This is a genomic window from Promicromonospora alba (assembly GCF_042654905.1).
Lineage (GTDB): Bacteria > Actinomycetota > Actinomycetes > Actinomycetales > Cellulomonadaceae > Promicromonospora > Promicromonospora alba.
Genome location: NZ_JBHSFI010000001.1, coordinates 488515 through 502669 on the forward strand (window position 1 = coordinate 488515; position 14155 = coordinate 502669).

The window sequence follows — 14155 nt, forward strand, 5'->3', positions numbered from 1 at the left end:
CACCGGGGGCGCCCTCGTCTCAGTCTGGACGGGTGGGGCTGTGCTCGCAGGGGCGGGGGTGAGCGCTCTGTACGGCCAAGTCGCGCAGCCGGTCGGCGACGACCGCCCTGTCCTGTTTGGGGTTCCGGATGATCTTGCCTCGCCTGTTGCTGAACTCGTCGGCGGTGATCACGACCAGGGCCAGACCGTGCTGTGGGACGAGATCACGCCGACGCTCGTCGTAGAGCGCACGTTGCCGACCGCGATGAACCCCGGAAACCGTCAGGACATCAGGTTTGTCGAAGAACGCGACCTGCTCGCTGTGCTGCCGCTCATAGAACTCCACGACCAGCATGGCCTCGGCCCAGTACCCGTCTACCGGCAGCGTGGCTGACCTACCTGTCTTCGGTGAGACGTCGCCGCGCAGCCAGTCGAAACGATGCTGCCTCGAGCCGGCCACGCCGAGCACCTCGTCGCACAGGTCCATGACGTAGTGCTCGTCGCTCGCCGACCTACCCGATGTCATGGCGCCGAGCGTACGTTCTGCCGCAGTACGACGACGCCCGGTCCTCGCGCCGTCACGGTCGTCGCGCCGGGGCGGCTCTCCACCGTCGCCGGGTCGGTCCCGAGCACCACCGCGGAGTCCAGCGCAACCGACGGCGGCTCGCCGTCGTGCTCGACCACCACCGACACCGGCCGCTCCTCCAGCGCGAGCACCACGTCGACGCGGCCGCCGTCGTCGACCGCGTCACGCGTCAGCACGATCGCGCCCTCCTCGACCCGGACCGTCGTGGCCCGCCGATCTCCCGACGCGATCGCCGGCTCGCTGTGCCGGAGCCGGACCAGCGCCCGGTACAGGTCCAGCATCCGGCGTCCGCCGTCGGCGCGGGGCTCCGTCCAGTCGAGCCGGGACGCCTCGAACGTCTCGCGCGCCTGCGGGTCAGGCACCGCGACGTCGGCCCCGTACAGCTCGGCCCAGCCGTGCCCGCCGAACTCCCGGGCACGGCCGCGTGAGATCGCCTCCGCGAGCTCCGGCTCCTCGTGGTCCGAGAAGTACTGGAACGGCGTGGTCGCACCCCACTCCTCCCCCATGAACAGCATCGGCGTGAAGGGCCCCAGCAGCACGACGGCCGCGCTCACCGCGAGCGCCCCGGGTGCCAGCACCCGGGAAGGCCGGTCGCCGAGCGCCCGGTTGCCTACCTGGTCGTGGTTCTGGGAGCAGACGACGAAGCGGCGCCCGTCCGTCTCGGGCGGCACCGGCGCGCCCCAGGGCTTGCCGCGGAAGGTGGACCAGCCGCCGTCGTGCACGAAGGCGCCGGTGAGCGCCTTGGCGAGCGTCTCGGGCGCGCCGAAGTCGTCGTAGTAGCCCTGCCGTTCGCCGGTGATGAGGGCGTGCAGGGCATGGTGGACGTCGTCGGCCCACTGGGCGGTCATGCCGTACCCGGGGCGGCCCTCGAACGCCTCGCCGGTGGGCGTGACGGTGCGGGGGTCGTTGGCGTCGGACTCGGCCACCAGCGAGAGCGGCCGCCCGATCTCCTTGGCCAGCGTCGCGACGGCGTCGGACAGCTCGGCCAGCAGGTGCCGGGGCGAGTCGTCGACCAGGGCGTGGACGGCGTCGAGGCGCAGCGCGTCGACGTGGAAGTCGCGGAACCAGCGCAGTGCCTTCTCGACGACGAAGGCGCGCACCTCGGCGGCGCCTTCGCCGTCGAGGTTCACGGCCGCGCCCCAGGGCGTCTGGTGCCGGTCGGTGAAGTAGGGGCCGAACTCGGCGAGGTAGTTGCCGGACGGGCCCAGGTGGTTGTCGACGACGTCGAGGCAGACGGCGAGGTCACGCGCGTGTGCGGCGTCCACGAAGCGCTGCAGCGCGGCCGGGCCGCCGTACGGTTCGTGCACCGCCCACAGGGCGACGCCGTCGTACCCCCAGCCGTGGTGTCCGCCGAACGCGGCCACCGGCATGAGCTCGACGACGTCGACGCCCAGGTCGACCAGGTGGTCCAGGCACCCGACGGCGGCGTCGAGCGTGCCCTCTTGCGTGAAGGTGCCGACGTGCAGCTCGTAGGTGACGGTGCCGAGCACGTCGCGGCCGGGCCAATCTCCGTCGGCCCAGGCGTGTGCCGCGACGTCGAACGTGCGTGACGGGCCGTGCACGCCCGCGGGCTGCCAGGGGCTGCGCGGGTCGGGGCGCGGCGGGCCGCCGTCGAGGGAGAACGCGTAGTCGGTGCCGGGTGGCAGGGGGTGCGGGGCCCGCCACCAGCCGCCTGCTTCGGCGGACATGGGTTCGGTGGTGCCAGCCGCAGGGAGGACGAGGTCGACCCGGGACGCGCGCGGCGCCCAGACGCGCAGGGGCGCGGTCATGCGGTTGCTCCGTCCGCCGTCACGTCGGCAGACCCGGCGCTGTCCACGGGCTCCGCCACGAGCAGGTCCACCGGCCAGGCGCCGAGGAGGTCGCCGAGGTGCACGGCGCCGGCGTCGGCAGTCGAGTCCGTGAGCAGCGACCGCCACGCCTCGCCCGGGTTCGGTTCGGGCAGCACGACCGTCGCCTCCACCTGACCGGGCGCGTCGCCGAGGCGTGTCGCGACCACGACCACCCGGGGCCCGGAAGCGTCCCGCCGGGCGAACGCCACGGCGCGGCCAGTGGTCACGGGCAGCGGCTCGTAGCCGGCGTCCTCCCCGACGAACGCGTCGGGGTGCGCCCTCCGCACGCGCAGCGCGGCGGCCGTCACCGCGAGCTTCTCCTCCGCGAGGTCCGACGGAGTCCGGCCCGTGTCGAGCGCGGCGAGCGTGCTCGCGAGCGCCTCCAGGTCGACGGGCCGCCGGTTGTCGGGGTCGACGAGCGAGGTCCCCGTGACCTCGGTGCCCTGGTAGACGTCGGCGACGCCAGGCACGGTGAGCTGGAGCAGCTTGGTCGCGAGCACCGAGCGCCGGACGGTCGGCGTCACCCGCTCGACCCAGCCGGTGAAGCCGTCAACGACGTCGGGGTGGGTGAGCAGGTCCGTCGCGTACCGCACCAGACCCTCCTCGCGGGCCTCGTCGGGCGCGGTCCAGGTGGTCCACGCCTTCTGTTCGCGCGATGCCTTGACCAGGTACGCGGTGAGGCGGTCGGCCTCGATCGGCCCCGCCGGGGTCCAGGTGCCCGCGAGCGTCTGCCACAACAGGTTCTCGGTGCGACCGTCGAGGTCGGCGGGACGCAGGTCCGCCGTCGCCTCGCGCAGACGTCGCACGAGCGCGGTCCAGGCATTTGCGTGGGCAGCGATCGCCCCGATGCGCGAGCGCACGTCCTCACCGCGCTTGGTGTCGTGCGTCGAGCCCGCGGTCATCGTCGCGGGCCACGACTCGGACGTGCGCCGCGCGAGTGCGTGGAGCTCGTCCGGCCCGACGCCGAAGCGGTCCGGTGCGCCGCCCACCTCACACAGGCTCACCAGGTGCGTCCAGCGGTAGTACGCGGTGTCCTCCACGCCCTTGGCCATGACGGCGCCGCACACCTGGGGGAACCGGACGACGAGCTCGGCCCGCCGCTCCTCGTTCTGACGGCCGGCTGAGCCGACCTCCCGCCCGAGCACCAGGTCGACGACGACGTCCAGCGTGTCGTGCCGGTCCGGGTCGAGCCGCGACCGGGCGATGTCGGCCGCCTCGCGCACCACGCGCCCGGCCATGGGCGGTGCAGCCTCCCCCGGCACGACGTAGGCGCGGTACCGGCCGAACGCGACGATGAGCTCGGTGACACAGTCCTGGAGGGACCGGAAGGTGTGGTCGCGCAGCCGCACGTCCTCGCGGCAGATGTCGGCCAGCATGGTGGTCAGGAGGTGGGTCTCCGCGTACAGCGAGGTCTCGACGATCTGCCGTTTGGCCTCCTCGATGAGGTCGTCGAGGGTGGTGTGCTCGCCTGTCACCTCGTGCAAGAGGCCGGCGAGCGGGGCGGCGCCGTCGGGGTCGACCTGCAGCGCGTGCAGCCGCCAGGCCGTGTCGTAGCCGGTGGTGCCGGCGACGGGCCAGTCGTCGGGCAGCTCCTCGTCCTCCTCGAGGATCTTCTCCGCCGCTATCCACGCGCCTCCGGTCGCCTCGCTCAGCCTGCGCAGGTACCCGCGGGGATCGGCCAGGCCGTCGGGATGGTCGATCCGGAAGCCGTCGATGACGCCCGCCTCGAAGAGTTCGAGCAGCAGCGCGTGCGTGGCGTCGAAGACCCCTGGGTCCTCCACGCGGATGCCCGCGAGGGTGCCGACGTCGAAGAAGCGGCGGTAGTTGAGCTCCTCGTCGGCCACGCGCCAGTACGCGAGCCGGTAGTGCTGGCGGCCCACCAGTTCCGCGAGCGGCAGGTGCTCCGTCTCCGGCCGGACGGGGAACAGGTGATCGAAGTAGCGCAGGACCGGCTGCTCCTCGTCGACGCCGCCGTCCCCCGGTACGACGGTGTGATCGAGCACGAGTTCGTCAGCGGCGAGTACCGTCCCGATCCGCGCACCCAGCACGGGCATGAGCAGCCCTTCGCCCTCGGCGAGGTCGACGTCGAACCACTTCGCGTACGGGGACTCGGGGCCGTACTTCAGCACGGACCACAGGGCGCGGTTGTGCCAGGCGGGGGTGGGCACCGCCATGTGGTTCGGCACGACGTCGACGACGACGCCCATCCCGCGCGCGTGCGCCGCGGCGGCGAGCCGTTCGAGCCCTTCCCGGCCACCGATCGTGTCGCTGATCCGGGTGTGGTCGACGACGTCGTACCCGTGCGTGGAACCCGGCGCGGCCTGCAGGACGGGCGAGAGGTAGAGGTCGGTGATCCCCAGGGTGTCGAGGTAGGGCAGTGCTTTCTCAGCCTCGGCGAACGTCAGGTCGGGGCCGAGCTGCAGTCGGTAGGTGCTGACCGGGGTGCGGCGGCCTGGTCCGGGGAGATGGGAATGCACTGTGCCTCCGTCGCTCGTGGTCTCTCGGGCATCACCGTAGGCGGGGAGACTGACACTCGCCTCGCACGGAGCACGAAGACTCCGTGTCGGGCTGGTGGACTGAGCGGCTACCTGGCTGGAAGGTACTCGGCCCGAGCGTCCACTCATTTGCCAGCTCGCACGAGCAGCTACAGACCGCTGGATCGGCCTACCCGGCGGCGCCGGCCGAGGCGCGAGCTGCGCTCGCCTCTCGGGTATCGGCCGACGAGTGGGCAGAGAGCGGGTTCGCAGGTGACGACGTCGAACACGCCTGGCTGCTGGACGACGCCCAGAACCGACCCGTTGCGGCGGCAAACCTGACGCCCTTCGACGGCGTCGCAGCAGACGTGGGCGTCCTGGTAGCCCGGGAGGCCCGCGGACACGGTCACGCCGTAACAGCCGCCTCGGCCGCAGTCCGGTACGCCGTCGGACACCATGGGATCGCACGCTGGCGAGCGCTGGAGACCCACTCCGCGTCGCTTGCCGTCGCGGCCAGACTCGGCTTCGACGAGGATTGTCGGCAACTTGCTGCGCGCCCGGTCTGACGGCGACCTGTCCAGGCGAGCGACAACGCCCGATTCAGTCCGACCAGCAGACCCGACGGCCTCGAAGTATCGATCCGGCGGACCCTAGCGCCCGCCACGACGGGCCAAGGATGTAAGGAGCACTCGGCGTCACTCCCGCGGCTCGCGGAGCACCCGACGGGCCCTGATTGCGACCGCCAAGGCAAACTCGGCGCCGTACACGGGGAGGTGAGCCGCCAGCCCTGCCCCGGCCCCGAACTTGAGAGATAGTGCGATCGCTGCCAAGACCGCGACGACGACTGCGGCCACCATCAACGGCACGCTGCGTAACGCTCTGGGGATTCGCGCAAGCGAAACGGCTGTTGGCTTCACTCGGTCAACGATCCACAGGAACCCGAGCGTGGCAGGGAGAGTCGATACTGTTACCAGTAGTGCCACAAGATTGGGCAGATCCATCACTGCAGCCACAAATGTCATTACGACACATGATGCGAACATGCCGACCGTCTGAATAAAGTGCTTTGCAGCGTTGGCTCGACTGATGAACAAAGCCTCACGCTCAGCGCCCTTGCGGCGTTCCTTCGTCATCAGTCAGCACCATCCGAGTTCATCGCAGAACCTCCGACCCACTCACTATCCTCCCGATTGCGTTCGAGCATTTCTCGCCCCAGTGCGGGGGGCGTGGTCCTTCCAGGCGAAGACGGTTGACTCGACATCTCCCACCTTGCCAGGTCAGGGCCACGCCCGACCCATTACCCGGATCCCAACAGCCCCGGTCAACCCCGTATCTCACTCTCCAAGAACCGACCGGCCCTGCAGTCTGGGCTGTCACGAGCTGGGCTCGGGCGAAGTGTCAGGGAAAGAGAAATAGCGCAGAACACGCTGTTCGTCTTTCTCAGGGTCACAGATCGCGACGCTAATCTGCGACCATGTCAGGTCGCCGCCAAAGCCGGAGGCATCCGACCAGATCGTCGCCTGCCCGAGCTCAGACTCGACCACTGCCTGCCCTTCACCACTGTTACGCCACTCAACTTCGCCAGACCACAGTGGGTCAAATGAGCCACTAGGACCGTGCTCATCCGGATTTCCCACACAATCAGCGAACAGCCCTTCAGGCACATTGATAAGGCGTCCAGACCCGTCGTCAGAGAGCTCGATCCTCGAGCCTATCCCGTCCTCATATTCCATCTCCCAAAACTCAGGAGCAGGGACATCCTCGACGGTTCGAAACGCGCAACCCCCAAGCAATGTAGCGACGAGCATGTACGGCAAGAATCTCGACAGGAGGTTGAAACTCATCCCATCCTCCTCTGCATGGCGAAGAATTCTACGGTTGATGACCTGACGGCGATATAGTCCGGCATCTTCCAACGTCGATACGACATGCTCGCTTCCCATCCAATATCCAAATTCTGACCCCGTCAGCCCGTTCGGGTATGCTTTTCGCAGGTCATATCCGAGTCGTATACCGGCATCGTCAGTTGAGTCAGGATTTCCCGCGTTTGGTCCGCGAGACGCTAGGATCGCGTTCTCCTCCGTTATGCTGAACTGGCTCGCGAGCGCAAACGCTGGCTCCGCTTCGATTAGGAGCATCCGCACACCCAGGTCGTCGCATTCAGCTGGCAGCACCTGCCGCACTGACAATATGACCCGGACGAGACGTCCACGCGAGCCCGTCAAAGGAGCGGCAGCACCACCCCGGCCGGAACTGGCGCCACACAGCGACACACGCCCACGAAACACACCCAAACGTGGTCAAAACCAAATTGACCGAGACACTCAGGCCGGGCTAACCACCATGCGACGGATCGAGGCTAACCTTCCGCTCGGTGCCAGGCAATCGCGTTCCGCCAGGCTACCTCGAATGCATCCCTATCGATTTCCTCTGGCGTGAACTCTTCCTGTTCAGCGATCTCAGCGATTGACGGCATTGGAGTTACGGATAAACTAGTCGTTCCAGTCGATTGATAGACATCCGCATAATCGTGGCGTCCGTCAGCGTAGATCTCTACCTTACGCACCTCTGCATTGTCGACGATCTCGCTAATTAGCCAGACAGGCTCGTCCCTCAACGTATGGTGCCACGCAACGCGTAGATATGACATCATCAATTCTGTCCCCAACCTAGAATTCTGCCAGCAATGTCGAGTGCTTGATCGCCCGGGACTACGAACACGTTGTCGCGACCCTTCGTCACTTCAAGGCCCGTCGTGTCGATCTCAACATAGTTCTTGAACCGCTGGCCTTGGAACGGCTGGCCTATAAAGCATCGCGAGAGTTGGGCACAAGTTTTAGATCCGGGAGCAATGTCTGACAAGTACTGCCCGTCACCGTAGCGCGCATCGCTGGGGTTTCTAGCCTTCAATGAAGGCATCAACTCTTTGCTCTTCAAAATACCTTCTAGCCCGGCATCGTCAGTGTAGTGATACAACTTCTTACCGGCACCAACGGCAGCACCGACCGCCTCGTCGCCGAATTTGCCAGCCTTCCCAAGCCCTCCGCCCACCACTCCGACACCGAGTTCGACGGCGAGCATACCGCAGGATCCACCTCGCTTGCCGGTAGCCCATCGTTCTGCATTGCAGGCGGTCGCAGAATCCGCACTCGTAATCTGGGCCCAAATTGGACGGTCACGGGCCTCTTTACAAGCGAGGTCCATGTTGCAGTAGGAACTGCGCATATACGCCATAACTTCGGGGCTGTGGGGAAGTTCGTCCACATTCGGCAAGTTGGCGATCTGTTCCACCTGCTCTTTCGGAGCAAGTGGCTTCTTAGCGGGCGGATCGGGTACGCCACCCGGGGGCAACAACGGATCGCGCAGTGTGAGCTTTCCGGTTGGGTCGCTCCAAGTTGTGGGGTTGTTGTTCGAGTAGCTGTAGGCGTTCCACTGCTGCGGGTCGGCGAGGTCCATGACGGGGTCCACGGAGGTGAACGCCCCCAGGACGGGGTCATACATCCGAGCGCCGATAGCGGTGAGGCCGGTCGAGTCGACGGGCTTGTCGAGATATCCGTGCTCACCGGTCCAATTCCCGTCGGCGCCGCCGTCCGCGCCCTGACCGGTGTGAGGACCGCGAGGCTTGCCGTAAGGGTCGGTGTACCGGTGGACCCGGCTGCTGGGGCCGGCGACGTTCGGGATCTGGACGCTACCGGTGTTGTGGTGGTCACCGATGATGGTGGTGACGTCAGCAAAGAAGTAGCCGGTGCGGGTCGCGATGGTCTGCCCAGCGAAGGAGTAGTACCGCTCCCCGGTGATCGCCCCACTGGCGTGGTTCAGAGTCAGTTCCTGATACCCGAGATACAGGGTGGTCGTCCCGTCCTGGGTGCGCAGGACCCGCTCGCCGTCCGCGGTGTTGATGTACGAGTCCCGTTCGTTCGCGTCGGTCGTGTCGCCGTCAGCGTTGCCGTCCTGGCGAAGCTCAGTGAGTTCGCCCTCGACATCCCATGCCAGCTGCTGGGTCGCCTGCCCGGCGACGTTCCGGCCGGTCATGTTCCCCGCCGCATCCCAGGTGTATGACGACGTGCCCGCACCGCGCCCGGTCGCGGTAACGGATGTAACCGCATGCGGCCGTACCGAGTTCGGCCCAGAAGCGGGCCGAGTATAGGTCTGGGTCTGCGCGGCGGTCCCGTTGGGTAGCGAGTGCTCGACGACCTGGGTGCGGTTTCCAACAGTGTCGTGGCTGTAGCTGTGCCAGTACGGTGCCGCCCCACCGAGGTTGGCCGTAGCCGGGTCCGTCGCGCACTGGACGCTGGCCGGGGTCCACGCCTCAGTCAGTCGGCGCAGTCCGTCATATCGGTAGCACTGCCGGTCGTGGGCCCGTCCCCCGAGGTTCGCCGCCGGGGTGTCCAAGACCGACTTGAGGTTCCCGGCGTTGTCCCAGCTGTACGCGGCACGCTGCACGTCCACGGCTGTGCCGTCGGGAGCCTCGGCCACGACCGTGGACTTAATCAGCCGGTTGGTGCCGAACTCGTAGTCCCGGTCCTGCACATACGCGTACGTGTTGCCGAGCGATAGACGCGCGACTTCGCCGGTGGGCTTATAGTCCGCTGCGGCGACATAGAGGCCGTGACCAGGGGAGCCGCCGAGACCTCTGACCTGGTCCGCGGCGTCATAGGCCAGGTCGAGCGTCTCGGACGGGAGGCCTCCCCCGGAGGGGTACTTCGTCGTGTCAGGCTTGCCAGACGCGGTGTACGTGTACTCGGTGGTCCATGCCTTGGCCAGGGCGCCAAGACTGACACCGCCGACCGTCGCCGGAATGGTCATCGTCGTGGCGGTCGGCTGCCCGTGAGCTTCGTACCCGTCGACCGTGGTCGTGATCTCCGTCGCAGCAGATCCGGTGCCCACCACCCTGGTCGACGACGCGGGCTGACCCGAAACCACTGTGCCATCGGCGAGGCGGTCGTACGTCCACCGTGCACGGACCGTTCCGCCCGTGCCGTCTTCACGCATCGTGGTCTTCCGGTTCAGAGCATCGTAGGTGTAGCCGATGACACTCCCCCGCGCGTCAGTGGTGGTCAGGACGTTCCCTACCGCGTCATACGTCGTGTCGGTCCGGCCCTTGTCCGGGTCCGTTGCTCGGGCCTGACGCCCACGAAGGTCGTACGTGTACGTCCAGGCATTGTTCGCGTCGTCCACAGCCCGGGTGAGCCGGTCCGCGTCGTCGTAGGCGTAGGTCGTCTCGACAAAAGCCGTGGCCGGGCTGGTACCCGTGTGCTGCCGCAGCGCGATTGTGCGGCCCCTGCCATCCATGATCGTGGTGGTCGGTGTTCCGCCCACAGGTGGGTCGACCAGAGTCCGGTCTCCGCGGTGCTGAGTGGTGGTGGACCACTTCAGGACGTAGTCGCCGTTGTCGTAGTTCTCGGCGTCTTCGTCGACCTGGAACCGCTCTTCGGTGACCCGCCCGGCGCCGTCGTACTCCGTGAGGGTTCGACCAGGCACCGCCGCGGACGTGGTGACGACCGTCGTGCCCGGGGCGGCGGTGTTGTGCCAGGCATGATTCTTCAGGACGGCCAGTCCGCGGGTGTCATAGGTGGTGTCTGTGATGACTCGCCCGGTGGCCAGGTCCGACGCCGAGGTGGCCTGCGTCTGACGTTCGCGCAGCAGCCCGTCATACAGCGCCACACTCGTGAGATACCCGGACGCGTCGAACTTCAGGGTGCTCGTGGTCACCGCGTTCACACCGGTCGAACGCACCGTGTACGCATACGTGCGACTCGCTGTGTGGGTGCCCTGCACTCGGCCGGGCTCCCACACCGAGGTCAACCGACCCAGCGCGTCGTACGTTCCGGACGTGACCCGACCGTCCGGTGCGGTGACCTTCGTCGGCACTCCCCAGGCAGGGTCCAGCACGGTTGTGGTCTTATGAGCAACCAGAGCACCACTACCGTCCGGATCAGGGCTGGTAACGGTGGTCCCCGTCGTCAGGTTCTGCACGGTGCTGTAGGTGGTCGTAGTGACGCGATCCTTGGCATCCGTTGTGGTATCTGGTCGGCCGAAACTGTCGTAGGTGGTGCGCTCAACGTCCACGTACACGGCTGTCGTACCGCTGTAGGAAGCAGCTTCCTGCGTCTTGGTCACGAGGCCCTTGGTGGGGGCGTCATCGCCCTCCACGCTACCGTCGTACGCGTATCGCTGGTCGGAGACCACGTCTCCTGGGCGCTCCGGGGACGTCGAGCACGCCACTCCTACGGTCTCAACCCGGCGCACGGCGTTGAGGATGTTCTCGCTCGTGTTCTCGATGTAGGTCGTGCGTGTGCAGGTGTCGTCTGACGCAGTGCCCATGTCTGCCAGATCGTTGACGGTTTCGACGCGGCCTTTGTCATCGAACGTCGTGTTGGTGCGGGTCACCAGGTTCCCGCCGGCACGGTCGGGCGTCGTCGTGGTGGTCTGGGTTAGCTCGGTGCCGGTGTAGAACGCCATATCACCGTCCGAGTCGGTGGCGGTCGCCTGCGACCGCCATGGCCTGTTCAACGTCGTGGACACGACCGCACTCCCGTTGAAGACGGTCTCCTTACGTACCATCCCGGCCCACTGGTCCAGGTCGTTGAGGCCGTCGGCCACCGGCACGTCCTTTGTGCCGCCGGCAGGACTCTCACGATCCCCGTGCATGCCTTGGAAGTACTCGTACTGCGTGCGTGTTCGCGTGATGTCTGGGTTCCGCGCTAGGTCACCGGTGTAGACATTCACGGTGGCAAAGCCACGCCAGTCTGACCATGTGCGGTGCTTCTTCAGCGTGAGCTCGTCGTCGGTGTACCGCCAGGCCGTCCCGCCCGAGTAGTTGTAGCTGGTCACCGTGGAATCGGATCCGCCATCACGCGGGTCATCGATCACCTTGGTCACGACGTACTTGTGGAACCACTCCATCACCGGGTCCTCGTTGCCGGCTGGGGTCCACCACACCGGCATGCAGCGGCGGGTGTTCGACTCCGGTGCTGTTGGTATCGACGTCGGGGTGCAGTCCGCGCCCGCGTACGTCACCGTCACCATGGCACCCGATTCAGTACGGATCTCCCCGATGCGCATCCGGTTCATCGCCGAACGGTCGGCACCCGCGGCTACCCGGTTCGCAAGCGGCGCAGTCCCGAACTGCGTGGCCGGCAGCGCGATGTTTGATCCGCCGCCCTTGCCGGTGTGTGTGACCTGGTTAAGCCACAGTGCGTCGAGCCCGTCGCCTGCGTCAGGGAACGAGTGCGTCAGCGCCCAGGAGTCGACCGAGCGGTAGGTGTCGTCTGCCTTGAGGATCTTCGTTTCCACCCCGGTCAACCGCTTGCGGGTGAAGAAGGTCGGCGCAGTACGGCTCGCGCAAGTATCGGCGTCGATCGAGCACACCTGGTCCTGCGGCACGTCCGGCCAATGATCCCGCGTGTCCGCGTCCAATGTCCCACAGTCGAAGGAGCTGGTGGAGATGCATCGCTCGGAGTAGCTGAAGTCCATCACCGCTGACGGTGTCCCGGTCAGGGTGCCTGAGCGCGTGCCGTAGTCGATCTGGTTCAGGAATCCGCCGCGCACGTAGTCGGCGTTCGCGACGTCGGTCTTGTTGTTGTTCCGCCCGTAGTTGTTCCACTCGCGTGTGTACCGGTAGGTCATGGTGTTGCCGGAGGTGTCGACGACGTAGTCCAGGTTCCACCGCCACGCCTGCCGGCACGACGAGGCCGCAAATCCGCCATCGGCCGCGTTCTTGTAGCACGGCTCACCGGGGTGGTTGCCGAACACTGGCACCGTCCATGCCGAGTACAGGTTGCTCACCGGGTCGTCCGCGGCGCGCTTGTCCCGCCCGAACCAGTATTCCGTGCCGTCGGCGGTGGTTACCTTCCAGTATTCCTTGTTGTTGTCCGCGTTCCAGCCCCCGGTAAGGGACTCCACTTTCGTGTTGTCGTCCGCCTCGAGGCGCCACTTTCCGGAGGCCTCGTCCTTGATCAGGTCGGTTGCCTTGCCGCCCAGCACGAGTGTCGCGTTGTCGTTCTTCCAGCACAGGTCACCCGTGTCGTAGTCGGCATTGTTCGGTGCCTCGTTGCTGGAGGTCGCCTGATCGTCGACACAGGGCACGAACTTGCGCTCGACATAGCCTCCGGTGGCCAGGTCCCAGCCCTCTCCGATCTCCGAGGTCTGGGTGTTGGCCGAGGCCACCCGCCCGTCCACACTGCCCGAGTCGTAGGACAAGGACACCTCAGGTGCGAGTCCGCCTGCGGTCCCAGGAGCCCGGAAAGGATAGGACCACGTGAACGACCCCGTCCCGCCCGTGGCCTCCCAGGCTGCGGCGCCCGACAACGGCGTCGCCTTCCAGTCGCCCTCGGAACCGGCCGCGTCTGCGGCCACAGCAAGGACCGTCGCCTCGCTGGTGGTCGCAGGTTCGAGCGTCGAAGCCGACGTGCGGCCCGTCGTGGCCGGCTCCGGGGCGGTCGCAGGAACTTCGACGACAGCGGTTACGGTTCCGTCCTCAACCTGGTTCTCCTGACCCGGTAGCGGGGTCTGGACCTGGCAGGCGGGCACATCCGGTGTGCTCAGAGCACAGGCAGGCAGGGCAACCAGTCCCAGCCGTGAGGCGATCTCCGGATTCCCGCCGATCAATCCCCTGTAGTCCACGCTCACACCCAGACCCACACCACCCATCGGGCCGGCCTGCGGCGTGTGAGCGACGGTGAGCAGCGCTTCCACGCCCAGGGCACGTGCCGAGGCCTCGTCGTGGGTTGCGACCCGCACGCTCTCCGGCACGTCCGGCGAGGACACCCCAGCAGCGCGGCGAGCGCTTCTCCCCGGGCTCTCAAGCTGGACGGGTAGACCGCCAACGGTCGCGCGGACGTCGTCTGGAGTGCTGGCACCTACCTTCGTCGCCGGGAGAATGAAGTTCCTGGCAGCGGCTGTCACCGAGATCGGCTCTGCGTGGGTACGCGGGTGGGGAATCGAGACCGCCGCCTCGTCCGGTTCCACCTCTGTGGCAGGCAGTCCCTCGGGCAGTCGGACGTCGCCGGCGAACTCCCGGTCGTGTTCAGCACGCTCGGCAAGGCTCCATGACTGCCGCTCGGCCACGTCCGGGCTCTCCGCGGCTGACGCAGGAACAGCAACCGGCATCACCAGCGCCAGCGCGAGACCAGCTCCCAGCAACGCCGGCCCCCATGCCCGTCGAAGCCTTCTGCCGCGATCCGCTGCCATCTGGTCTCGCCCGTTGCCGGTCATTGCATCTCCCCTGATGTTCCCGCGCTCTGCACCTGCCGAGTAACGCTTGCTTTCAGGCCCGTTGTTGCCCT

General features: G+C 67.1%; 8 protein-coding genes. 1 reads left to right on the plus strand and 7 read right to left on the minus strand.

Going from position 1 to position 14155, the window contains the following annotated elements:
- Positions 1–19: 19 nt before the first annotated feature.
- The 3 genes from ACFO6V_RS02280 to treY are packed head-to-tail and all read right to left on the minus strand — an operon-like array spanning position 20 to position 4871.
- Positions 20–466 carry a hypothetical protein gene (locus tag ACFO6V_RS02280; protein WP_377131749.1) on the minus strand — a complete coding sequence of 149 codons (447 nt, stop codon included), beginning with the start codon at positions 464–466 and terminating at the stop codon, positions 20–22.
- Positions 467–501: 35 nt separating this feature from the next.
- The gene (gene treZ / locus ACFO6V_RS02285) at positions 502–2334 is read right to left on the minus strand and encodes a malto-oligosyltrehalose trehalohydrolase (RefSeq protein WP_377131751.1); all 1833 of its coding nucleotides are present in this window, start codon (positions 2332–2334) and stop codon (positions 502–504) included.
- Positions 2331–4871 carry a malto-oligosyltrehalose synthase gene (treY, locus tag ACFO6V_RS02290; RefSeq protein ID WP_377131753.1) on the minus strand — a complete coding sequence of 847 codons (2541 nt, stop codon included), beginning with the start codon at positions 4869–4871 and terminating at the stop codon, positions 2331–2333. Before treY ends, treZ begins: the two co-directional genes overlap by 4 nt.
- An 83-nt stretch (positions 4872–4954) precedes the next feature.
- On the opposite strand from treY, the gene ACFO6V_RS02295 reads away from it, so the two are divergent.
- A complete protein-coding gene (locus ACFO6V_RS02295; protein ID WP_377131755.1) occupies positions 4955–5434 on the plus strand; it encodes a GNAT family N-acetyltransferase in 480 nt (159 codons plus the stop codon).
- Between the two features lie 129 nt (positions 5435–5563).
- Here the strand turns inward: ACFO6V_RS02295 and ACFO6V_RS02300 are convergent, their stop codons facing one another.
- From ACFO6V_RS02300 to ACFO6V_RS02315, 4 genes are all read right to left on the minus strand, one after another.
- Positions 5564–6001, minus strand: coding sequence for a hypothetical protein (locus ACFO6V_RS02300; RefSeq protein WP_377131757.1), 438 nt, complete (start codon positions 5999–6001; stop codon positions 5564–5566).
- Between the two features lie 240 nt (positions 6002–6241).
- Positions 6242–6811 (minus strand): hypothetical protein, encoded by a 570-nt coding sequence (locus ACFO6V_RS02305; protein ID WP_377131759.1) that lies wholly within the window; start codon positions 6809–6811, stop codon positions 6242–6244.
- Positions 6812–7227: 416 nt separating this feature from the next.
- On the minus strand, positions 7228–7521 hold the full coding sequence (locus ACFO6V_RS02310; protein WP_377132141.1) for a DUF6881 domain-containing protein: 294 nt from the start codon (positions 7519–7521) through the stop codon (positions 7228–7230).
- Complete coding sequence (locus ACFO6V_RS02315) at positions 7521–14084, minus strand: HYD1 signature containing ADP-ribosyltransferase family protein (protein ID WP_377131762.1); 6564 nt, start codon at positions 14082–14084, stop codon at positions 7521–7523. The genes ACFO6V_RS02310 and ACFO6V_RS02315 overlap by 1 nt, the downstream gene beginning before the upstream one ends.
- Between the last annotated feature and the right edge of the window lie 71 nt (positions 14085–14155).

Excerpts from the sequence above, each read along its gene's own strand:
- ACFO6V_RS02315 (WP_377131762.1), bottom strand. The coding sequence starts at position 14,084 with ATGACCGGCAACGGGCGAGACCAGATGGCAGCGGATCGCGGCAGAAGG.
- ACFO6V_RS02300 (WP_377131757.1), bottom strand. The coding sequence starts at position 6,001 with ATGACGAAGGAACGCCGCAAGGGCGCTGAGCGTGAGGCTTTGTTCATC.
- ACFO6V_RS02280 (WP_377131749.1), bottom strand. The coding sequence starts at position 466 with ATGGACCTGTGCGACGAGGTGCTCGGCGTGGCCGGCTCGAGGCAGCAT.
- ACFO6V_RS02310 (WP_377132141.1), bottom strand. The coding sequence starts at position 7,521 with ATGATGTCATATCTACGCGTTGCGTGGCACCATACGTTGAGGGACGAG.
- treZ (WP_377131751.1), bottom strand. The coding sequence starts at position 2,334 with ATGACCGCGCCCCTGCGCGTCTGGGCGCCGCGCGCGTCCCGGGTCGAC.
- ACFO6V_RS02305 (WP_377131759.1), bottom strand. The coding sequence starts at position 6,811 with ATGGGAAGCGAGCATGTCGTATCGACGTTGGAAGATGCCGGACTATAT.